Raw genomic sequence first — 22078 nt, 5'->3', positions numbered from 1 at the left:
GGTATAATAGACATGGCTTGATAAACAAATATGAATTGCCACGAATCGAAAAGTATAAGATGACCAGTCATCAAAAGTAGGAATGCATTATATGGCTCACCTATCCGGGCCTGATCCCACGCATCTACATTCCACACTTAAACGCTTCTGCCGCCAGTGCAAAGCCCTGCATACATTGTTGAGCACAACCCTTTCTGGAGATCTAACCCCAGAGGAACGCTCCAGGCTCGCACTGCTCACGCTGCAACGCCTTACGACGCTCTACTTTCTGCAAAGCGCGGGATTGCTCGCCGATGATCGAGAATATATACGGCACCTGTTAGAGCAGGGGCGGCAGCGCTACGGCCCCGACAGCTTTTATCGCTGCATCTTCCTTCCTCTTCTCGAAGAACTTTCGTGCTCATCAGATGAGAGTACAACAACACTGCCATGCCTCCCTCTTCCCCTTTTCTTCCCACTCCCTCTGGAAGTTCACCACATCGATTTCCCAGATAGCGCCTTCGAGGCACTTTTCGATCTCTTTGATGCCTATAGGTGGCGGCTTGATGAGCAAAGCGAAGATGATAAAAGCCTCTCCCCAATTGTGCTGACATTGCTCTATGAGCAACAAATCAAGCAGAAGGAGATGGGAGCCTATTATACCAGTGCGGATGTGACAAACTATGTCGCGAGTCACACACTCCTTCCCATCCTTTTTAATAGGGTGGCTACACGCCTCTCAGATGCACATGTGCGCGCGTTGCTAGCACGCGCACTTCACCACAATCCCCCCTCACGCTACCTTCCACGCGCACTCCAATACTCAGAGAGCCTACCCAGAGAAACGCCTTACGAACGTAAGGTACGCTTGAAACGGCTCGCAGAGCTAGAGCAGGTCCTGATAAGCAACAAAATTCAAACGCTGGAGCATGCGATAGCGTACAATCTTGATATCTCACGCTGGGCACTCGATGCTCTGGCAACCTGTGAGGATGTCGAGATACTGCTGGTTTTCTTTGGGGCGCTTGATGAACTATGTGTGCTCGATCCAACCTGCGGGTGCGGGGCATTCCTGTACGCGTCTCTCGCGCTTCTCAAAAATCTCTATATGATCTGTCTGAAACGTCTGATGGCTTTCGCGTCCGATCCACGTTGTCAGGCAATCCTGCACCGAGTTGAGCATTACGCCAGTCTAGAACACTTCGCCCTGGTAAATATCCTGTCGCATAATCTCTATGGCGTAGACCTCATGTCAGGCGCAACGTTGATTTGTCAGACAAGACTCCTGCTAGCGCTACTCGCCTGTGCCCCAAATGAGACACAGCTTCCCCTTCCCGAACTACGAGACCATATTCATACTGGGGATGTACTGCATAGCAATTTCGTGACTGGGAAATCTCAACACATAACTTCTGTTAATAAAGAAGGGGCTACTCTGCACTGGCAGCAGGCATTTCCAGGTGTTATGGCACGCGGCGGCTTTGATGTAGTACTGGGAAATCCACCTTATCTGGAACTCCGTCGTGAGCGCATAGACCAGCATTCATGCTCGACTACCTATGGCAATCTCTATGCGGAAGTGACGGCGCTCGCCTTACGTCTCACCCGCTCAGATCAGAGCTACATGGGTCTGCTTGTACCGCTGAGTATCTGTAGTGGCGCTCGCTTCTCATCCCTACGCACAGAGTTACGCCAGAACGCAGCCGAACTCTGGCTGGCAAACTTCGAGATCTTCCCCTGTCGCTTGTTTGAGGGGGCGTTTCAGCGCCTGACCCTTCTCCTGGCTAGGCACAATAGCTCCGAGACACATTCCCACCAGATCCATATCACGCGCCTTCAACGCTGGTACGCAACCGAGCGACCACATCTGATCGAGCTCATGCGCTATACACCACTCCCACCCCAACTCTCCGGCGATTCCTTCCCCAAACTGGGTGCTCCTCTGCATGGAAATATCCTACACAAACTCAATACACAACATCAGGCAACGACGCTTGGCGCCCTGCTTGCATCCTATGCGGCCTCTTACTTTGTCTACTACCAGGAGGCGACAAACTACTGGCTCAAAGCCATATGCCAAATTCCCTACTATAAGAAAAATGGCATTGCGATGCCCCCACCACATGGGCGCTACTTATATTTCGCAGAGGAAGCTCATGCTCGTACAATCATGGCTTTGATGAATAGCTCACTCTTTTATCTGTGGTTCGCTACGCACGCAGACGGCTTCCACCTTGCGCATTCGCTAGTCAAAGCTTTTCCGCTTCCTTACTCGCTGCTTACCTGTCAGGATATGGTCTCGCTCGCTCACCTGCTAGAGGCAGATATTCTGCGCAATGCCAACTATAGTACACGCAATACACAAGCAAACGCACAGCATACCCATCAAGGTCTTCATATCGAACTTATGGAATACCATTTAGCTTGTTCCAGACCCATACTTAATGAGGTCGACGAACTTCTGGCGCGCTTCTATGGCTTTAGCTCTGAAGAGCTAGAGTTCATTCTCCACTATGACGATAAGTATCGCTCCTGTTCTGACCACCATGAAGCCTGAGATGTCCAGGTGCAATCCATAAACGGAACCTACCCAATTGGGGCATAACAATACATGGGCCGCGCATCTATACGTTGCACTAATTAGAAGTGTAGTCTTCTTAGATAGACGATGAGGGAATCTAGCGTGGGACAAATGCAAGAACGGGTGATTCGTGCCTTCTCCAAACAATTCTCACGAGAACGCGCACACCTGCTAATCGCGCTCAAAGGCATCGATGATGATGATGAGCGCGAGCACTACACATCGTTACTACTCTACCGTCTACTCTTCCTCTACTTTCTTCAACAGAACGGCCTCCTCGCTGGCGAGAAGCACTATTTATGCAACCGCCTCCAGCAGAGCCAGGGTGCAGACACCTTTTATCGCGACATTCTGCTTCCTCTCTTTCAACAAGGACACATTCCTGGCACAGACAAACAACTTCCCGTCCTGGCAGGCCCCCTCTTTACGCCTCATGCTATTGAGTGTAAGCATCCAACTATCCATGTCCCTGATAGCTGTTTCGCGCGGCTCTTTACGTTTCTCAATACCTATGAATGGCGGCTCGATAACGAATCTTCTTCCTCACAATACGCGATGACACCTGATATCCTTGGGCACATCCTTGAGCAGCATGTCAATCAGCAGCAAATGGGAGCCTACTATACGCAAGAGGATGTTACCTCATATATCGCTCGCTATACACTGCTGCCACATCTACTAGAACGCCTTATTACTCGTTATCCTGAGGAATTCGCATCCTCCTCACCTCACTGGCACCTCCTGCGCTCGAGACCAGAACGCTATATCTATCAGGCGGCCCTTTCTCCTACATGTTTGCCTGGAGAGACGCAACAGGCATGTTATCAACGCCTTGCACGCGCGAGCGCAATCCGACAAACACTCCTTGAAGGGTGCATCCATACAGTAGACGACCTCATCACCCACAATCTTGATATCATGCGGCTGGTCACCGATATGCTCGAAGAGTCTTTCTCAGAGCGGCTCCTCCAGGCCTTTTTCGAAGAGCTATGTCAGCTCACCATCCTTGATCCCACCTGTGGTTCAGGTGCCTTTCTTTTCGCGGCGCTAGACGTGCTAGTCCTGCTCTATACAACCTGTTTGCGTCGCCTTCCAGCGCTCGCACATCACATACCAGAGCTTTCCGAGCCAAAATACGCATCACAACAACATCGCTATGCTATCCACAAGGCCATCCTGACACACAATCTCTACGGAGTGGATATCATGGAGGAGGCGATTGAAATCTGCACGCTACGCCTCTTCCTCAGGCTCCTCGCGCTATATAAGTATTCAGATGATGTTGTTTCCTGGCCCACCATTAACCATAATATACGGGCAGGAAACGCCTTGATAGGTTATGTGCAACCGCCAGAAGATCTGGCTGACGACGCTATACTCGATCTCGCGCTGGCTTCCGAATATGGTATCTACCCCAACGATGAAGAGCACGTCCATAAATGGCTCATTCAACACCGACCACTTCACTGGAGCCAAACCTTTCCAGAGGTTTTCCGGCGCGGAGGCTTTAGCGTCATCCTTGGCAATCCCCCTTATGTCGAGTATGACGCGCGCCAGTTCTCATATCATCTTCCAGACTATGAGACGCTGCCCTGCGCAAACCTCTATCCATGCATTATTGAGCGGAGTTGCCAGTTGCTCGCCCCTCATGGACACCAGGGTATGATTGTGCCACTGGCAGCTTTTGCCACACGCAATATGCTTCCATTTCTGCGCGGCTTCAAGCGCTGGCTCCCCACAAGCTGGCTTTCGTTCTATCACTTCCGGCCTTCTATGCTCTTCGCGGGTCAGAAGGCTGCCAGCATTCCAACGACGATCTATCTGGCGCGAAATACAGGACCGGAGCAGCGCTTCAGCACGCATGTACGTAAGTGGAGTACCGAGCAGCGCCCTTTTCTCTTTCCCACACTCCACTACTGCCAGGTCACGACGGCAACAGATGCGCTTAATCCCCACTATTACCCCAAGTTCGGCCATGAGCAGGAGAATATAATTATGGAGAAACTCCTGCGGCAAGAAACCATAGAGCGCTATATCGCGCCGCGCTCCAATCGGAACAATATGCACTACCGTTCGGCTGGCGGTCTCTACTGGAAGGTCTTTATCAATTTCCCATGGCCCTACCATACGACATCAAACAAGCGTTGCACCTTTCTGGATGGTTACGACCGCGATGTCTTTGTGGCTCTCTTTAATAGCTCGCTCTTCTGGTGGTACTACACTGTCACGTTCGATACATTTAATCTCAAAGATTACATGCTCTTCGGCTTTCGCTTTACCTATCCCACCAATCATCTCATCCTGGAAAACCTGAGCCAGCTTTGCGCCGAATTGATGCTCGACTATCGCCGGAACGCCCTGCACCGTCGAAGGGGGCAGACAGGTAGCTATACGGTCTTCGCAAAACGTTCAAAACCAATCATTGACAAGATTGACGAACTTCTGGCGCACCACTATGGCCTGACCACTGATGAACTGGCTTTCATCCAAAACTATGACCTTAGCTATCGCCTGGGACAGGAGAACGGGCCAGACCTCCTCTCACTTCCCTAGCCATCACAACCTTATACCCAAGAACACGCCACCACGGGCGTTTATGGTTAGAAGGCTAATTGTGAGGAAGCACACAGCGAGAATGCCAGTTTGCTCACGCAAAAATACAACAGTTTATGGTACGCTTCTGATAGGAAAAACATGCCCTGCCCGTCAGGGCACACGAAGCAAGTCTTAACCTATCATAAAGCTTTCTAACCCAGTTTGAGATAAATACGTGGCACTTCATGATAGCACCTGCGTTGATAGAGCAGAGAAAAGGCAAGGCCCTTGATGATACGCTGTACGAATTGTGGCACAGACAATCCAGTATCCTCAGCTTTCTGTGGATACTGTGGCAGGACCATGCAGCAAGAAGGTGTAAATGATCTTACCAGGCAAAATAACCAAACGTTGCTCAGTGAGCGTAACGCACCAACACACCTTTCAGGACCCCACTCGCCCGTTACCCCTCCCCCCATCCAGTCACTCCATTACCCATCTCTTATTCTGGTATCCAGCACAATACCCCGATGCCAGCCACACCCGGCTCACGCGAAGAGGAGGAAGAGCGTCGCCGGCGCGCGGCCTTGTTAGGGATTCCTCTGGCGGGTCTGGGAGCGCTCGATAATCAGACACAGAATGCACCAACAGTTCAGGGCACGCCCAGTCAGCCACGAATCCCTAACGCTCCTGGTACTCCTGGCATACAGCAGGCCATGGGAAATCTAGCGCCCAATATATCCGGCGCGGGGGCAGGTCTGGCAAGCACATCTGGTATCATGCAGCAGCCTCCTGTCTATACGCCACCTTCGGGCACTCCGTCGATGCCTTCGGGTGGTTCGCCTTCGGGTTCGCCAGGCACATCCAGCCCTCCGACACCACCAACATCTTCAGGATGTCTGCCCTGGATTCTTACGGTACTGACTGTCCTGGTCATTCTCGCTACAATTGGGACGCTTGGTTTCGTGCTCTTCACACCTGCGATCAGTCTCAATGGAGCCAGCGAGGTACAGGTAGGCAATACCTACCAGCTTCATGGGCAGGGTTTCCTTCCCTCTTCGTCCGTAACGCTCACTCTGGATGGTACACGCCCGCTGCTCGTTGAGACACCATCAGAGCAGAGCTCATTATCAGCCAATCGTCTCGGCGCTAATCTGGCATTAGCGCGTCAGCAGAGCGTGACTGGCAAGACGCTTACAGTATCGACACTCGGCGCGTTTGACGTCCAGCTCCACATTGATGCCTCCTGGTCACCTGGAAAACATACTATACGCGCGACTGGTAGCTCCTGGCAGCGCGAGGCCTCAATCCCCGTTACAGTACAACAGACTGGACAGACTAGCACAAAGGCCGCGCCAACTGCAACTCAAACGCCCACGCCGTCACCTACCACAACGGAGACGCCATCACCAACTCCAACTCCAACGGAAACAAGTACCACGACGCAGCCGCCCGCACTCGCAGGAGTCACGCCGCAACATGTTTCCTTGAGCGCGACCGCTGGCAATTCATCCAATACGGTGATAGTGACGCTCACGACGAGTGGAAGCGGCGCGCTCGATTGGCAAGCAAATGTGAAGGATTCGTGGCTAAAGGTCTATCCTCCGCAGGGGCAGATTCAGGCACCTGGAACGCAAGATGTGAATATCAGTGCTGATGCCAGCAATCTCAAGGGTGGCTCAACATACACGTCTTCGGTCACTTTCTATCATCCGGCTAGCAATACCTATGCAACGGTTACGGTGACGCTGACCGTCAAGCAGGCGAACATCTCTTGCATTGAGACTAATCCAACCTCCATCTCACTAACAAGCGTCAATAACTCAACTGATACCGCTCGAATCACCATCACCAATTGCGGTAATATCACTTCTGACTGGAGCGCATCGCTTAATGCCAACTGGGCAAGCCTGAGCCAGTACAGTGGCACACTTAGAGCGGGAGAGAGCATCACCATTGTCGTGAGCGGATCAGGCAATAGTCTCAAAGCTGGCACCTACAGCGCTACGATTACCATCTCCAATGGTGAGAAACAGGCTGTTGTGACCTTGACAATGCAGGTTAGCTACGATATTCGCTAACTTTTTCAATCCAAACAATACATGATAAAAAATCGTAATATGTTTCAGGGAGATACGACATGCCGCAGGATGCGCTCATCGGCAAGCAAATTGGAGCCTATCAGATCAAGTCCGCCATCGGCGAAGGTGGCATGGCTCGCGTGTACAAAGCCTATCACGAACGCTTACAGCGTGATGTCGCGCTCAAGGTTATCCTGCCCCACCTGAGAGGGCAGGATAACAATGATGATGAGACCGCGTTCATCGAACGCTTCAAGCGCGAGGCACTGCTTGTCGCGCGCCTGGAGCATCCCAATATTGTCGCGGTGTATGACTTTGGCGAGACAAACGCCGATCCCCAGGGGAACCGTTTAACGTACCTGGTAATGCAATACGTTGGAGGTGGAACATTACGCACCTATATGCGTGATGGACAGGCGCTTGATCCACGCCGCGCCGCGCGCTATACGCTTCAGATGGCGCGCGCGCTTCATCACGCGCATCGTAATGGAATCGTTCACCGCGATATCAAGCCACAAAATATGCTCGTCTCAGCCAGCGATCCCAATCATCTGCTCCTCTCAGACTTTGGGATTGCCAAGCTCTTCTCAACGAGTGATGATGCTCCACTTGGGCATGGCTCACAAGCCAACGCCCATCCCGCACTCACGCAAATAGGGCAGGTCATCGGGACCGCCGCGTATATGGCTCCTGAGCAATTCAATAATCAACAGGTGGATGCGCGCACTGATATCTATGCTCTCGGCATAGTACTCTATCAGATGCTCGCCGGAAGGCGGCCCTTTGAGGCAGAAAATCTGACGGGCTACCTCTATCAGCACCTGTTCCAAGCCCCCCCACCTATCCGCACGCTCAACCCTCAGATTCCCGATATCCTGGAGTTGATTACCTATAAGGCGCTAGAGAAGCAACCTGAACAACGATTCCAGAACGCGGAAGAGATGGCCCAGGCACTTGAAGATGCGCTCCCAGCCCTGACGCAACCGTCGTCGTCCTATTCACACTTTCCTTTAGCCAACTCATCGGCACAGACACTTCCTTCACAGCCGTCCGTACAACCAACGCATCCCAACTATTCAACTATTGAGGGGCATTCTTCTCCTGGTTTGTATGGCCCAGTCAACGCAACGTCGCTCCAGCAGTCCAATACGACACCTGTCACAATGCCAGGCTCCTTGTCCCAGATACCTTCCTATCAAACGCCAATAGCGCCCCGCCCCGTGCAACGCTCCCCACTATTTCGTCTCTCCACCATCGCAACCGCTGTCATCATCATTCTGGCCCTGGTCCTGATTGGAACACGAGTGCTTCCACTCTTAAACTTGAATCTGAATCAACCCTCATCACAGACAGCTCAGGCTTTTACTGATAATTTCGCAGATAGCAACAACCCTAATAAGTGGGTTGTTGGTAATCTTGACTCCCTCAATGCCTCACTAAACAATCACGCCTACAAAATAGTAGTCAACGATACAAACACGCACTTTCCTAACCCACAGGCGGTAGGCAAGCTACCTGAAAACTTCACCTGGACCATCACTATGCGCCAGGATAGCGGAGCGTCAGATCGCTTCTATGGTATGGCTTACCACCTCACCTATACAGGTCAGAGTGTAAGCTCCTGCTATGTTTTCGCTATCGATGGACAGGGCGATTACACCATTCTCCGCTACGATAGCAACAATGGACAAATTAGCTATCAAACACTCTGGTCTGCGGAATCGTCCAGTGCTCTCCATCAGGGTTTACACCAGGATAACACATTGAGCGTCACCGCAAAGGGTGATACCTATAGCTTTAAGCTCAACAATAAGCAACTCAAACTGCAAGACCAACAAACCACGCTCAAAGATAATCATTACTCGGCTGGATTGGTTGGACTGATGGTAACGGGAGCCTCTCCTATGGACGCCACACTGGGGCAGCCAGGCTTTACGACTACTTATGCTCAACTTCAGATCGCATAGTCCAGGTCGCTAGCTCATTTGCGCTGGAAGGTAAGGAAGACTATAATCGCATAAAGAAATTCTTTCGCCATCTACCGCAGCCAGTGCTCTCAATGGAGAGGAGCGTCATTTAACCGTGCTTAGCTTGCAAGAACAACTACAGGACGCCGCCGAGTTACTTCAGGTCTCACACAAAATCGTGGTCTTGACCGGAGCCGGTATCAGCACAGAGTCCGGTATCCCTGACTTTCGCGGGCCTGACTCGTACTGGCGCACGCATCCACCAACCAGCTATCGTGACTTCCTCAACAGCACCGAAGCGCGACGCCAGTACTGGCAATCGCGCCGGGCGTTGCGCCAGCAGATTGGAAACGCACGGCCCAATCACGCTCATCACGCTCTGAAGCATTTAGAACGCCAGCAGCGCTTGCTGGGCCTGATCACCCAGAACTTTGATGGTTTGCACCAGGACGCAGGCAACAATCCCCAACGCATTGTCGAATTGCATGGCACTTCACGCGTCGCGGCCTGTACGCTCTGCGGCATGCGATCCTCGATAGAAGAGCTTCAAGAGCGCATCGATGCGGGAGAGATTGATCCATGCTGCGAGCAATGTGGGGGTTACTTGAAGTCCGCGACGATCCTCTTCGGACAACGCGTCCCTGACGCCGAGCTTAGCCGCGCCAGAAGCTATGCGGAAGAGTGTGACCTTTTCCTGGTTGTTGGTTCTTCACTCAAGGTCACACCCGCCTCGACGCTACCACGCCTGGCCCTCCGGCGCAATATACCTCTCATTATCATCAACCTGGAACCCACCTCACTCGATAGTCTGGCTGATGTCACTATTCATGAGAAAGCGGGCGATATTCTTCCAGCCCTTGTCACGATGCTTATAGCTGATGCATAATGCCTTTAAATGTGACCTTTTTGGTCGACATAGATATGCTCGCGGAGGGAGACGTAAAGGATGCAAGCGATCTCACTGGCCTATGGCCCAGAGGCTCAACAATTTGGAGAACTCTTCCCGCAGCCGGGGAATGGACCACACCCAGTCGTTATACTCATACATGGGGGGTTCTGGCGTGCGCCCTATGATCTCACACTCATGGCAGGGATGGCACAGAATCTTGTGAAACAAGGTTTCGCCGTCTGGAATGTGGAATACCGACGCATCGGCGATCCAGGCGGTGGATGGCCCGGCACCTTTCAGGACGTGGCCTCCGCGACTGACTATCTGAATACGATTGCGTCCACCTATGACCTGGATATCCGACGTGTTGTCACGGTTGGACATTCAGCCGGAGGCCATCTCGCGCTCTGGCTCGCGGCTCGCTCCCAGTTTCCGCAAGACAGCCCCCTCTATATGCCCAACCCTCTCAAGCTCAGGGGCATCGTCAGCCTGGCAGGCGTATGTGACCTGGAACAGGGCTGGAAGCTGAACCTGGGCAAAGGCGCGGTCGCCGAGTTGCTCGGAGCGGGCCCTGAGCAAGTAGGAGAGCGCTACGCCAGTACCTCACCAGCAGCATTGCTGCCACTGGGAATTCCTCAGGTACTCATTCACGGCGATAATGATGACCGGGTTCCGCTCTCCGTCAGCCGCTCTTATGCCGACCGGGCTAGCCGGGCAGGCGATAGCGTGCGCTTTATCGAGCTACCTAATACCGATCATTTTGTACTTATCGATCCCGATGCCCAGGTCTGGACGCGCACACGCTACGAAATTCAGGCACTCCTGGGAGCCCAGCAGTTCGACGATGACCTATAATGTATGTGGAGCAGACGTACGAACCTCTGCTCCCTACTCTTTCACAGGCTTCGCCACCAGCCCCGCCTGTGAGGCAAAGATGTCATAGGTCATGCCATCGGCTGGCAAGAAGACTGCCGTTCCGTAGGCTGCCTCGACAAAGGGCGAACTCCAAGCTTGCTTGTAGACAGTCTTAAAGAACTGCCCATCGCCACCATTCAGATCCACCACTGTATGGTCTGAGGTCCGCTCTAGATCAGAATCCTCATAGCGGCCTTCGAGTCGTGTCAATTTATAGCCAGAATGCAGGCCCACCAGGTTCATCCAGCCTGGAAACTTCAGCATATTCCCCTGCAACATCCACTGGTCGCCTTTCACCCCATAGTTATCATGACTGGTCACGCGACCTTGCTGATCATACTGGGTCAATTCCAGGTTCATCAGGTGCGGGATGTTACTTATCGTACTGGCCTGGACACGCGCTACCTTGATTTCACCAGTGAGGCCAAGGTAACTCTGAGTCAATGAGGTCACCCACAGAATCACGAGCGCCAGCACCAGAAGTATCAAGCCACTCGCGCCCCGCATGGGCCTGACGCGCCTCCTTTTGCGCTTATAGCGACGTATTCCTTCTTCATCAACGTACGAAACAACTCTTCGCCCACCCGCAAGCCCCATCACTGAGGTGATGAGGAGCGCGAGCCCCCCCACAAACAAAATGAGTAATATAAACTGCGGCAAGCCAAACTGAACAGGATATTCCATTACGCGCCTCCCATAATAATAACCCTCTGCCCCAGGACAGCCGTGACATTCAATATTCGCCTGTTTCGATTAATATATTATACGAATAAATACAGGCTTTCAGCTCATCCCCCCATTATACCCGCCTGGACTTTGCATCGTCTCATTCTTTTTTGCCTCTAAGAAAGCGTACGTGCCAATATCCCACCACCAGAAATATCAATAGACATACAATGACTAAGGTTCAATTTGACAAAGTGCTGATGCATTAAATGCATTTCAAGTATTACATTAAACCAATCCTAAAGAATATGTATTTATGGCTTCTATTTTACTGCCTCATTCGTTAATGAGATTAGAAGGACAGTATTGAGCGTAAGGGACGGTATTCTCCTTCTTTTGATTGTCACTTTCTATGTGAGCATGCATATACTTACTTTATGGAGCAAACAATGCCGCAACCAAAAGCTATAATCTTCGACCTGGACGGGGTGCTTACTGATACCTCAGAATATCATTATCAAGCCTGGAAACATCTGGCAGACGACGAGGGTATTCCTTTTACCCATGAAGAGAATGACATCCACCTGCGCGGCGTCGGGCGTCGCGAATCACTAGCATACCTGATACGCGGTCGCCAGTATACAGAAGCACAAATTCAGGAGATGATGGAGCGTAAGAATAACTACTACCACGCTCTCATCGAGCAGATGACCCCTGATGAAGTGGTCTCTGGCGGAGTTGCCTTACTACAAGAGCTAAAGACAGCTGGTATCAAAATAGCTATCGCCTCTGCCAGTAAGAACTGCCGCCTGGTTCTTGATCGTCTGAAGCTAACAGACTACTTTGATGGCATCGCAGATGGGTATTGTGTGGTCAATGGCAAGCCAGCACCTGACGTCTTTGTCTACGCCGCTGGGCTGGTAGGCGTGTATACACCAGATTGCGTGGGAATTGAAGACGCGGATGCGGGCATTGAGGCTATCAAAGCTGCTGGCATGAAGGCAGTTGCTATTGGTCCCACCTCCCGTTTCCATCACGCAGATAAAGTACTTTCTACCATGGAAAACAAACACTTGCAAGACTTACTTATTGGATAGGCTGATATCGTATTTCCTTCCTAAATACTAGAGAAAAAATAAACTAAAGCGCGAAGCAACCGCGTCTCCTGCTCATGGCAGTAACGAAAAGGAAGAGTGCTCTGGTGAATCACTGGCACATCAATGAGGACACATTTGACCCAACGCTCAAGCACATTCTGAGCCAGGAAACTGTCTTTACGATTGGCAATGGCTATTTTTGCACGCGTGGCACCTTTGAGGAGGGCTATCCCCGCGATAATGTGGCGACCCTTCTATACGGCGTTTTTGATCACATTCCTATCGCCAAAGAGGAACTGGCGAATGCCCCTGACTGGACACGAATCCAACTCTTCATCAATGGCGAACGCTTTCGCCTCGACCGGGGCATCATCTTAGGCTACCACCGTTCCCTCAACATTCGCCAGGGAACAGTTCAGCGTAGCGTGCTCTGGATCAGTCCCTCTGGTGTCACAGTACGCGTGACCAGTGAGCGCTTTGCCAGCCTCGATGATGAGCACGTAGGCGCGATTCGCTATAGCGCGAAAATTGAGGACGCTCCGGGTGGTGAGCCATGTGAGATCTCAGTCATCTCAGCCCTAAACACTGCTGAGGGCAACTATGATGTCTTGCACCTGGAAACCGTTGATCAAAGTAATGTCGATGATATTCAGTGGTTACATTGCGAGACAAAAAAGACGCTGGTACAGATCGCCATGGCAACTACCTTTGATAGCGAGACGACAGGCTTCACAAAAGAAATCCTTAACTCCGATATCGCTCCCGGTATCCGCTATAACGGCGTGCTCCAACAAGGTCAGACTTTTGACGCGACCAAACTGGTCACCATCTATACCTCACGTGACGCAGTTAATGATCCACGTAACGCGGCAATACAGCACATACAAAAGCTTTTCGCCGATACAAAGCAACCCTACGATCAGCTACTCGCGAACAGCCGCGAGGCCTGGAATGCCTTCTGGGAGCGAGCGGATATCCTCATTGTGGAGGACAAAGAGGCCCAGATTGGCGCACGCTACAACATCTATCAATTACGCATCAACGTCTCATCACATGATAGCCGCTATAGCGTCGCGGCCAAGGGCCTGACTGGCTTCGGCTATCGGGGACACATTTTCCACGACACTGAGATCTTTATGCTTCCCTTCTATACCTATGTCATGCCAGAGGTAGCACGCAACCTGCTCATCTATCGCTATCGCCTGCTGGATGCAGCGCGGGTAAAGGCTGCCAACAATGGCTTTCAGGGCGCGCAATTCCCCTGGGAGAGCACACTCAGCGGAGAGGAGACAACTCCTAGTTCCATCATTCACCCCGAGACTGGTGAGGTCATTCCTGTTCTGAATGGCTTCATCGAGCTTCACATAACCGCCAGCATCGCTTATGCGGTCTGGCGCTACTGGCGCGTGACGGGCGATGATACGTTCATGGAGAAGTTTGGGGCCGAAATTCTACTCGATACAGCCCTTTTCTGGGTCAGTCGCGTCGAGGAAGATCCAGAGCGAGGCGATTATGTCATCAATGATGTCATCGGTCCCGATGAATGGCATGAGCACGTCAATAATAATACCTTCACCAACTATATGGCGAAGAAGAATATCGAGTATGGGCTTGCCATCATCGACTGGCTCGAGCAGCACGCTCCTGAGAAGGCAGAGCAACTAACGAGCAAGCTAGATCTATCAGAGCAAGACTTTAGCCACTGGCACGACGTGGCGAACAAAATACGCATTCTTCAGGACCCACAAACGGGCCTTTTCGAGCAGTTCGAAGGCTTCTTCAATCTAGAGCCGCTGGACCAGAGCAAGTATCATAATCGCACAGACTCCTATCAGGGTATTCTGGGCGTACACGCGATCCAGAAGTATCGCGTCATCAAGCAAGCGGATGTGCTTATGCTCCTCACAATCCTAGCTGAAGAGTTCGACGAGAAAACTAAGCGCGCGAACTGGGATTACTACTACCCCATCACCGATCATGACTATGGCTCATCGCTGACACCTGCGCTACATGCGATCCTGGCCTGTGAACTAGGAGAGACACAGATAGCCTACAAACTGTTTATGAAAGGGGCGCTTGTCGATATCAAAAACCTGCGCGGAAACACGCCTGAGGGTATTCATGCCGCCTGTTCAGGGGCGGTATGGCAAGCTCTGGCCTTCGGCTTCGCGGGCCTGCGTAATGAAGACGGTAAGCTGACTACTCATCCACATTTACCAGAGAATTGGTCACGCCTGGCCTTCTCCGTACAGTTCCATAGCAAAGAACTTCCAGTGGATATCACACGCTAGTACCGTATTTCAATAGAACGAAGCGTGGCTTATGGTAAGTTTGTCATAAGCCACGCTTTCACTCTGCAAGCGCGATGATCAGGTGAAGCACATGACTTTTGGGGAGCCGCGTAAATGCGGTCCAAAGCTCTTGACAACATCTCTTCTATCATGTATTATTCACACCGTACTCAATCGATGGCAATACAAGCGTCGACGAATATAAGCAGATCTGGCGCATTCGTCTAGTGGACTAGGACGCCGCCCTCTCAAGGCGGAGATCACGGGTTCGAATCCCGTATGCGCTACCAAAGTATCACCCTGAGGCAGGGACTTTATCTCTGTCTCTTTCATTTTCTGACACGTTGTCCCCAACATGTCTTCTGGCGCATTCGTCTAGTGGACTAGGACGCCGCCCTCTCAAGGCGGAGATCACGGGTTCGAATCCCGTATGCGCTACCAAAGAAAAAGAGGCAAGGGCATTAGTCCCTTGTCTCTTTGCTATGTAGGCGATATTTTGCTATATTTATTTAGGCATCTTCCTGGGGATTGTTCTCGGTGCTTCATCCCACTTCCCCGGAAACCAATACCAGGCCGTTGAGGACTGAAAGGATCTCCTAATGTATAAAAAGCTTTTATTTGTGATGGTCTGTCTCTCGCTATTCAGCGTCATCATCGCAGCTTGCTCTATCAAAGAACAGGTCGAAGCAAGTACCAAGGTGAAGATGGGTAGCGCCGACTTTATTGACAAAGAAGTTACCGTGAAAAAGGGCGAAAGCATTGCTCTGGTTGACACAGTGAGCGCACCCCACACTATCGCGAATGGTTCCTGGGCAGGCAATAAAGCAAAAGTCGCTACCGAGCCCGGTGCGCCAGTGGTTAGCAACGTAAACTTTACTGGCAATGACTCAAAGAATATCGGTCCATTTACGACCGCAGGTACATTCAAGTTCTACTGTACAATACACCCAGGAATGAACTTAACAGTCACCGTGGTCTAATCCAACTCAACCATCACATATCCGTGGAATATCTCTCGCGCCCCATCTGACAAGCAGAGATATTCCACTTTTGTTTTCGACCCATCCCCAGGCTCTTGCACTTCGCGTTGTTGAATGTCCCGTTGCCTGGTACTTTTATGGCACAGTTCATCCGATTCTCCCAGCCTTTCTCGTTCAATATGTTATAATTTCGGAAAAATCAATATAAAGATCACCACCTACTGAGCGCGAGGTAAATTCCCTCGCGGCCACAATTCACATCAGCAAATTTTCTAACACAAAGGCCAATAGAGAATGGAACATTCGTCACCACCAATACAAAACGGTAAGCCCAAACGATCAAGAGCGGCCTCTCTCTATCTTAAATGCGCCGCCTTCCTGACCCTAACAGTATTTAGCGTGCTCATCATCGCTTGCGGGGCCGATCCAAATAGTATAAGTGCGAATACTCAGCCCCAGGTCACTGTGACCTTTGATGTCAATAGCATCCATAAACAATCGACTGGCACAACCACACCCAATCATTGGTGTGGAGCCTGGGTCACCCAGACATCGCCAGCATATAGCGGCGATCCCCAACAGAAGACACTCGGCATCAATGGAACCTTTACCAAGAACAATGGCGGCAACCCGCAAGGCATGGCTGGCGCAACCGCAACAGCGATCATCCACTGGGGCGATGGCAGCCAGGATACCCTTACAGGGACAACCTCTTCGGATGGTCTGGTAGTTCTCGCCGCTTCCACAGCTGGACATGAGGGTGCGATTGGGAAGACCTCCATTGTAACCGTCACCTTCACCGGCGCCGATGGCTCCACTTGTCAGGTTGATCAGGATCGCGCTGCCTTCTTTAGTCTGGCAAAGGCTACCGCGACACCTAAGCCTTCGCCCTCGCCTTCGCCAACAAAGCCGACTCCTCCCTGGAAAAAGACACCAACTATTACAGTACCACCAACATGTCCAACAATGATACCGGGGATCACACCTCCTCCAAGCTGCTAGTAGAGGCAACAATGAGGAGACATGAAGAAAGGCGAGCCGCAAGCTCGCCTTTCTTCATGTCTCCTGACAACCCCGTATAGCATTGGAGCTCCAATTGACAACGCTTCCTTCTGTGTGCTACGCTCTTCACGAAGTCACCTCTCATTCTCGTACCAGACTTCGCATGACATACATGTGCGGAGTTACCTATAGATCAAGCCTATACACTGAAAACGGGTCTTATCAATTTGTGCCCTACCCCTCGAACAGCCTTCTGGCTGCTCGATCTTGATATTGTTCATGTTCTTGTAATCTTGTACGGGCACGTCCAGCCCCTCTGGCATGCCCACAACTAGACCAGATGGAGGAACCATCGATGACGATGAAACGCGCAATCACAGTCACGGTGAATGGGAAACAGTACCGCTCTGAAGTAGAGCCCCGTACGCTCCTGGTGCATTATTTACGTGACACTCTCGATCTCACCGGCACGCATATCGGGTGCAATACTTCTCAATGCGGCGCTTGCATCGTTCACCTTAATGGAGAAGCTGTCAAATCCTGCACGGTTCTTGCTGTACAGGCGGACGAAAGTGAGGTCACGACCATCGAAGGGCTAGCCCCAGAAGGGGAGCTTCATCCCATTCAGCAGGCATTCTGGGATAAGCATGGTCTTCAGTGCGGTTTCTGCACGCCAGGCATGATTATGGCAACCTCTCAACTTCTCAAGAATAATCCTCATCCAACTGAGGGCGAGATTCGTAAGGGGCTGGAAGGCAACATCTGTCGCTGTACCGGATACCAGAACATCGTTCGCGCGGTACAGGAAGCTGCGGAGCAGATGAGTACTCAGGCTTCTCAGCCGGTCGGTGCTAGCGAATAAGCGCTCCCCCTGCTTCATACCACCACACATTTGTCGTACACTCTGGCCCATCGCGTTGCGTTTCTCACAGTGGAGAAAGGATGTAACTATTTATGGGTATTGCTTCTATGCTGGGTACGTCAATCAAGCGGCGTGAAGACCCCAGGCTCATTACAGGTCAAGCCACCTATGTCGATGATATTAAACTTCTAGGTATGCTGCATATGGCCTTTGTACGCAGCCCTTATGGTCACGCTCGCATTAATAGTATTGATACGTCAGCAGCCCTAAAACATCCAGGCGTTGTCGCCGTGTATACCGCCGATGATATCAAAGAGAAGGTCGGAAATGTTCCGGTCGCCGTGCCAGTTGGACACATTAAGAAAGGTATGGGATGTCGAGGACCTCTCGCCGCAGGAAAGGTACGCTTCTATGGTGATCCGGTCGCCGTGGTAGTCGCCGAGACACCCTATATCGCCCGTGACGCCGCCGAGTTGGTAGAGGTTGATTATGATCCCTTGCCAGCCGCGATCAACATTGAGAAGGCCATGCAGCCTGGTGCCCCCCTACTCTATGAGGAATTTGGAACAAATGTGGCACAGAGCCTCAAGCCGCCAACCGATGAGATCGATAAGGTCTTCGCTGATACTGAGACCAATGGGGGCAGTATCATCAAATTCCGCCTGATTAATCAGCGCCTCGCTCCCGTTTCAATGGAGACACGTGGCGTAGTCGCGGAGTACCGTAAAGCCAATAAGACACTCACCGTATGGAGTTCGTCTCAGATCCCGCATCTGTTACGCAATATCCTGGCTTCACAACTAGGGCTTCCCCAGCACCAACTACGTGTAATCGTGCCAGAAGTTGGAGGAGGCTTTGGGTGCAAGCTCAATGTCTATCCAGAGGAAACACTGGCAGGCTACATCAGTATGCAAATGGGACGACCTGTAAAATGGATCGAGGACCGCAGCGAGAATCTGGCGACAACCGTTCATGGGCGCGATCAGATCGACTATGTGGAGGTCGCAACGACAGCCGAGGGAAAGGTAAATGGGCTCAAGGTGCATGGCATCTCTGATCTGGGTGCCTACAGTCAGCTCTTTACCGATGTCATTATGACGGCCTTTGGCTTCCCGGTGTCAGGTGGTTCCTATGATATTCCGCACATTTATCTGAGCAGCGATATTGTCTTCACCAACAAAGTACCAACAGACGCATATCGCGGTGCGGGTCGCCCAGAGGCAACATATGTCGCTGAGCGCGTCATGGATATGGTCGCTTATAAGCTTGGCAAAGATCCCGCCGAAGTACGCTTGCTCAATTTTGTGAAGCCAGAGCAGTTCCCCTACAAGTCCGCCACAGGCGCGGTCTACGACTCAGGGAACTATCAAGCTGCTCTCGCGAAGGCTATGGATATCATTGGCTATAAAGAACTTCGCGAGGAACAGGCTCGCAAACGCGCTGAAGGCAAGTTGATGGGCATCGGCGTCTCATCCTATATTGAGATCTGCGGTTTCGGCCCCAAGGGCTCGGCTCCGGTAGGTCTCTATGAGAGCGCGCGTGTGCGCGTCGAGCAGAACGGGACCGTCATGGTCTACACAGGTGCCTCTCCGCATGGACAGGGCGAGGAGACGACTTTCGCTCAGATCGTCGCTGACGAGTTTTCCATTCCAGTTGAGAATGTCATCATCCTGCACGGCGATACTGATTCAACGCCCGAGGGCCGTGGTACCTATGGGAGCCGCACGACAGCCGTTGGTGGTACGGCAGTTTTCAATGCGGTACAGAAACTCAAGGAGAAGATGAAACTCATTGCCTCTCACATGCTAGAGGCTAGCTCTGAGGATATCTCGCTCGAAGATGGAAGCTTCGCGGTCGCTGGTTCTCCTCAGAAGGCGGTTACATTCGCTGATGTCGCCGGGGTCGCGCATACATCAAACACGCTCGCGCCCGGCATCGAACCAGGTCTGGAAACAACCGTCTTCTTTGAGCCTGACGCCTGCGTCTTCCCCTTCGGTACCCACATCTGCGTGGTCGAGGTAGACCGCGAAACAGGTGAGCCGGAACTGACGCGCTTCGTCGCCGTCGATGACTGCGGTCGCCAGCTTAACCCGATGATTGTACAGGGGCAAATTCATGGCGGACTGGCTCAAGGTATTGGTCAAGCCTTATGGGAAGGGGTAGAATACGACGAAGAAGGACAACTCCTGACCGCGACTCTTATGGACTACGCCATGCCTGCCGCCGTTGGTTTCCCAGATTTTGAGTTGGACCACACGGTCACCCCCTCGCCAGTCAATCCACTGGGAGTCAAGGGGGTTGGGGAAGCAGGCACAATCGGCTCGACACCAGCCGTTGCCGCCGCCGTCGCGGACGCACTGGGGGTCGAGCATATCGATATGCCGCTCAAACCCGAAAAACTGTGGAAGATCATCCACCAGCAAGGATAACTCCTTGTACGAGGGTTGGTTTTCGTATAAACCCTAAATCATACTCAAGAGGAGTAGAAATACATGTCTATACCAGCAGCCTTTGATTATCATCCCGCGAAAACGGTGGATGAAGCCATTGAGCTCCTACAGCAATATGGCGATGAAGCGAAGCTCCTGGCAGGTGGGCATAGCCTGATCCCTGCCATGAAGCTTCGCCTATCACAACCTGAGCACTTAATCGATATCAGCAAGATTCAGGAACTCGCCTATATCCGCGAGGAGGGAGATGTCATCGCGATAGGCGCGCTTACCACATATACTCAGGTCGAACGCTCTGAGCTTCTCCGTAAGGTCTTTCCGCTGATGCCTGAATGCGCCTCTCATATCGCTGATCAACAGGTACGTAATCGCGGAACGATGGGCGGCTGCATCGCACATGCCGATCCCTCCGCGGATATGCCCGGCGTGATCCTGGCACTCAAAGCCGAACTGGTCATTCAAGGCCCTAATGGCAAGCGCACGATACCAGCAGATGACTTCATTCTGGGAACCTTCGAGACAGCGCTTGAGCCAAACGAAATGCTTGTTGAACTACGCTTCCCCAAATCACCTGCCAGGACTGGTAGCGCCTATATCAAGCTCTCCAACCGCGCTTCTCATTATGCTATCGCAGGCTGCGCCGCCGTTATTTCGCTCGATAGCGATGGCACCTGCTCATCCGCCAGTGTCGTTGTGACAGGCTCAGCAATGCAGACCACCCGCGCCAGCGCGACCGAAGCAGCTCTGGTCGGGAAGCAACTCACTGATGATGTTATCGCGGAAGCAACCAGCCATGCCGCCGATGGCCTGGAACTGGTAGGCGATATCCACGGCTCACCCGAGTACCGCCGTCAGATGACAGCCGTCATCGCACGCCGCACCATCAAGAGCGCCATCGAACGCGCCTAGCTTCAATCAATACATAGGGCAGATGGTCTATGGATCTTCTCCAGATCCATAGACCATCCTATTCCATGTCCTAATTGGAACATCCTTTACTCATATACAGTTTAGTTTAGAGCCTGGACTTGATGCTCCTTCCCTTTTAAACCAATGACCCTCCCCATTCTTCTGGCTCAATATCAGCTAATGTTTGCGAGAAGGTCCAGCTGTGACCACCCAGATCCTCAACGGTGTACTGTCGTTCTCCATATGGATAGCCAGTCGGGGGCTGCACAATCCTTGCGCTATGGGCTCGCGCTCGCTCGTAGTGGCTGTCCACATCTTCAACACGCACAAGTAACGAGTGACTACTTCCATTGAAATTCTGCCCCGCGCCGCGTTCGCTGATAACAACGGCTCCCTCACCCACAAGGAGTTGGGAACGGTGGTTACCTATACGCAGGCGTTCTCTAAAACCGAAGACGGTGCATAACCACTCCACAGCCCGCCTCACGTCCTCATAGGCTAGCACAGGGATGACCGTTGAAGCTGGCATAGAACGGTTCGCCGCTAACTTGTGTGATAAATCATCCATGATTGTTCCTCCTCATTACTCCTTATCCGGAAACCTGAGCGTGTTTTTCTTGATACGAACATAAACCCTCATACGAGGGCACGGCGCTGCCTTTGCGGCAGCTAGCGCAAAGCGCTCAGATGTTCGCGCAAGGAGTGCGTGCTAGCCGCGACCAGCGGCACCGTGCCCTCGTATGAGGGTTGGTTTTCGCATAAGGCATTATTATGGCTATCAGAAATGCCTGACCATTGCTCGCGCCAATGTAAAAGGGGCATACATCTCCCCTCCCCATAGCTGCACCTAATGCTAGCAAAATTTGGCGTAATG

General features: G+C 52.0%; 17 protein-coding genes and 2 tRNA genes. 16 read left to right on the top strand and 3 right to left on the bottom strand.

What is annotated here, in order from left to right:
- Positions 1 to 91: 91 nt before the first annotated feature.
- The 7 genes from K3T82_RS18820 (at position 92) to K3T82_RS18795 (ending at position 10887) form a co-directional block, all read left to right on the top strand.
- On the top strand, positions 92 to 2536 hold the full coding sequence (locus tag K3T82_RS18820) for an Eco57I restriction-modification methylase domain-containing protein (RefSeq protein ID WP_220194975.1): 2445 nt from the start codon (positions 92 to 94) through the stop codon (positions 2534 to 2536).
- A 135-nt stretch (positions 2537 to 2671) separates the two neighbouring features.
- Complete coding sequence (locus K3T82_RS18815; RefSeq protein WP_307811082.1) at positions 2672 to 5113, top strand: Eco57I restriction-modification methylase domain-containing protein; 2442 nt, start codon at positions 2672 to 2674, stop codon at positions 5111 to 5113.
- 273 nt (positions 5114 to 5386) lie between these two features.
- The gene (locus tag K3T82_RS49940; protein ID WP_420799276.1) at positions 5387 to 5689 is read left to right on the top strand and encodes a zinc-ribbon domain-containing protein; all 303 of its coding nucleotides are present in this window, start codon (positions 5387 to 5389) and stop codon (positions 5687 to 5689) included.
- Positions 5626 to 7176 carry a BACON domain-containing protein gene (locus K3T82_RS18810; RefSeq protein WP_220194973.1) on the top strand — a complete coding sequence of 517 codons (1551 nt, stop codon included), beginning with the start codon at positions 5626 to 5628 and terminating at the stop codon, positions 7174 to 7176. Before K3T82_RS49940 ends, K3T82_RS18810 begins: the two co-directional genes overlap by 64 nt.
- 59 nt (positions 7177 to 7235) lie before the next feature.
- Positions 7236 to 9143 (top strand): serine/threonine protein kinase, encoded by a 1908-nt coding sequence (locus K3T82_RS18805; protein ID WP_220194972.1) that lies wholly within the window; start codon positions 7236 to 7238, stop codon positions 9141 to 9143.
- Between the two features lie 115 nt (positions 9144 to 9258).
- The gene (locus K3T82_RS18800; RefSeq protein ID WP_220194971.1) at positions 9259 to 10029 is read left to right on the top strand and encodes an SIR2 family NAD-dependent protein deacylase; all 771 of its coding nucleotides are present in this window, start codon (positions 9259 to 9261) and stop codon (positions 10027 to 10029) included.
- A gap of 60 nt (positions 10030 to 10089) precedes the next feature.
- Positions 10090 to 10887 carry an alpha/beta hydrolase family protein gene (locus K3T82_RS18795; RefSeq protein WP_220194970.1) on the top strand — a complete coding sequence of 266 codons (798 nt, stop codon included), beginning with the start codon at positions 10090 to 10092 and terminating at the stop codon, positions 10885 to 10887.
- A gap of 33 nt (positions 10888 to 10920) precedes the next feature.
- Here K3T82_RS18795 and K3T82_RS18790 read toward each other — a convergent pair whose 3' ends face one another.
- Entirely contained in the window at positions 10921 to 11631 is a 711-nt protein-coding gene (locus K3T82_RS18790; RefSeq protein WP_220194969.1) for a hypothetical protein, read from the bottom strand.
- Positions 11632 to 12062: 431 nt separating this feature from the next.
- Here K3T82_RS18790 and pgmB point away from each other — a divergent pair, with 431 nt between their 5' ends.
- The 9 genes from pgmB (at position 12063) to K3T82_RS18745 (ending at position 21204) form a co-directional block, all read left to right on the top strand.
- Positions 12063 to 12710, top strand: coding sequence for a beta-phosphoglucomutase (pgmB, locus tag K3T82_RS18785; RefSeq protein ID WP_220194968.1), 648 nt, complete (start codon positions 12063 to 12065; stop codon positions 12708 to 12710).
- Between the two features lie 104 nt (positions 12711 to 12814).
- Complete coding sequence (locus K3T82_RS18780; RefSeq protein WP_220194967.1) at positions 12815 to 15001, top strand: glycoside hydrolase family 65 protein; 2187 nt, start codon at positions 12815 to 12817, stop codon at positions 14999 to 15001.
- A 213-nt stretch (positions 15002 to 15214) separates the two neighbouring features.
- A tRNA-Glu gene (locus K3T82_RS18775) sits at positions 15215 to 15291 on the top strand.
- A gap of 74 nt (positions 15292 to 15365) precedes the next feature.
- Positions 15366 to 15442: transfer RNA gene (locus K3T82_RS18770), tRNA-Glu, on the top strand.
- Positions 15443 to 15600: 158 nt separating this feature from the next.
- The gene (locus K3T82_RS18765; RefSeq protein WP_220194966.1) at positions 15601 to 15981 is read left to right on the top strand and encodes a cupredoxin domain-containing protein; all 381 of its coding nucleotides are present in this window, start codon (positions 15601 to 15603) and stop codon (positions 15979 to 15981) included.
- Between the two features lie 294 nt (positions 15982 to 16275).
- Positions 16276 to 16983, top strand: coding sequence for a hypothetical protein (locus K3T82_RS18760; protein WP_220194965.1), 708 nt, complete (start codon positions 16276 to 16278; stop codon positions 16981 to 16983).
- A 355-nt stretch (positions 16984 to 17338) separates the two neighbouring features.
- Positions 17339 to 17845 carry a (2Fe-2S)-binding protein gene (locus K3T82_RS18755; RefSeq protein WP_220194964.1) on the top strand — a complete coding sequence of 169 codons (507 nt, stop codon included), beginning with the start codon at positions 17339 to 17341 and terminating at the stop codon, positions 17843 to 17845.
- 92 nt (positions 17846 to 17937) lie between these two features.
- Positions 17938 to 20274 carry a xanthine dehydrogenase family protein molybdopterin-binding subunit gene (locus K3T82_RS18750; RefSeq protein ID WP_220194963.1) on the top strand — a complete coding sequence of 779 codons (2337 nt, stop codon included), beginning with the start codon at positions 17938 to 17940 and terminating at the stop codon, positions 20272 to 20274.
- Positions 20275 to 20337: 63 nt separating this feature from the next.
- The gene (locus tag K3T82_RS18745) at positions 20338 to 21204 is read left to right on the top strand and encodes an FAD binding domain-containing protein (RefSeq protein ID WP_220194962.1); all 867 of its coding nucleotides are present in this window, start codon (positions 20338 to 20340) and stop codon (positions 21202 to 21204) included.
- 136 nt (positions 21205 to 21340) lie between these two features.
- Here the strand turns inward: K3T82_RS18745 and K3T82_RS18740 are convergent, their stop codons facing one another.
- Together K3T82_RS18740 and K3T82_RS18735 are read right to left on the bottom strand one after the other, a co-directional pair.
- Positions 21341 to 21772 carry a VOC family protein gene (locus K3T82_RS18740; protein WP_220194961.1) on the bottom strand — a complete coding sequence of 144 codons (432 nt, stop codon included), beginning with the start codon at positions 21770 to 21772 and terminating at the stop codon, positions 21341 to 21343.
- A 101-nt stretch (positions 21773 to 21873) separates the two neighbouring features.
- Complete coding sequence (locus K3T82_RS18735; protein ID WP_220194960.1) at positions 21874 to 22026, bottom strand: hypothetical protein; 153 nt, start codon at positions 22024 to 22026, stop codon at positions 21874 to 21876.
- Positions 22027 to 22078: the final 52 nt, after the last annotated feature.

This window comes from Ktedonospora formicarum, assembly GCF_016587355.1.
Taxonomy (GTDB): domain Bacteria; phylum Chloroflexota; class Ktedonobacteria; order Ktedonobacterales; family Ktedonobacteraceae; genus Ktedonobacter; species Ktedonobacter formicarum.
Note: the sequence above shows the minus strand (reverse complement) of the source record. Positions and strands in the feature narration are given on the sequence as shown.

Excerpts from the sequence above, each read along its gene's own strand:
- K3T82_RS18820 (WP_220194975.1), top strand. The coding sequence starts at position 92 with ATGGCTCACCTATCCGGGCCTGATCCCACGCATCTACATTCCACACTT.
- K3T82_RS18815 (WP_307811082.1), top strand. The coding sequence starts at position 2,672 with ATGCAAGAACGGGTGATTCGTGCCTTCTCCAAACAATTCTCACGAGAA.
- K3T82_RS49940 (WP_420799276.1), top strand. The coding sequence starts at position 5,387 with ATGATACGCTGTACGAATTGTGGCACAGACAATCCAGTATCCTCAGCT.
- K3T82_RS18810 (WP_220194973.1), top strand. The coding sequence starts at position 5,626 with ATGCCAGCCACACCCGGCTCACGCGAAGAGGAGGAAGAGCGTCGCCGG.
- K3T82_RS18805 (WP_220194972.1), top strand. The coding sequence starts at position 7,236 with ATGCCGCAGGATGCGCTCATCGGCAAGCAAATTGGAGCCTATCAGATC.
- K3T82_RS18795 (WP_220194970.1), top strand. The coding sequence starts at position 10,090 with ATGCAAGCGATCTCACTGGCCTATGGCCCAGAGGCTCAACAATTTGGA.
- K3T82_RS18790 (WP_220194969.1), bottom strand. The coding sequence starts at position 11,631 with ATGGAATATCCTGTTCAGTTTGGCTTGCCGCAGTTTATATTACTCATT.
- pgmB (WP_220194968.1), top strand. The coding sequence starts at position 12,063 with ATGCCGCAACCAAAAGCTATAATCTTCGACCTGGACGGGGTGCTTACT.
- K3T82_RS18765 (WP_220194966.1), top strand. The coding sequence starts at position 15,601 with ATGTATAAAAAGCTTTTATTTGTGATGGTCTGTCTCTCGCTATTCAGC.
- K3T82_RS18760 (WP_220194965.1), top strand. The coding sequence starts at position 16,276 with ATGGAACATTCGTCACCACCAATACAAAACGGTAAGCCCAAACGATCA.
- K3T82_RS18755 (WP_220194964.1), top strand. The coding sequence starts at position 17,339 with ATGACGATGAAACGCGCAATCACAGTCACGGTGAATGGGAAACAGTAC.
- K3T82_RS18750 (WP_220194963.1), top strand. The coding sequence starts at position 17,938 with ATGGGTATTGCTTCTATGCTGGGTACGTCAATCAAGCGGCGTGAAGAC.
- K3T82_RS18745 (WP_220194962.1), top strand. The coding sequence starts at position 20,338 with ATGTCTATACCAGCAGCCTTTGATTATCATCCCGCGAAAACGGTGGAT.
- K3T82_RS18740 (WP_220194961.1), bottom strand. The coding sequence starts at position 21,772 with ATGGATGATTTATCACACAAGTTAGCGGCGAACCGTTCTATGCCAGCT.
- K3T82_RS18735 (WP_220194960.1), bottom strand. The coding sequence starts at position 22,026 with ATGCCCCTTTTACATTGGCGCGAGCAATGGTCAGGCATTTCTGATAGC.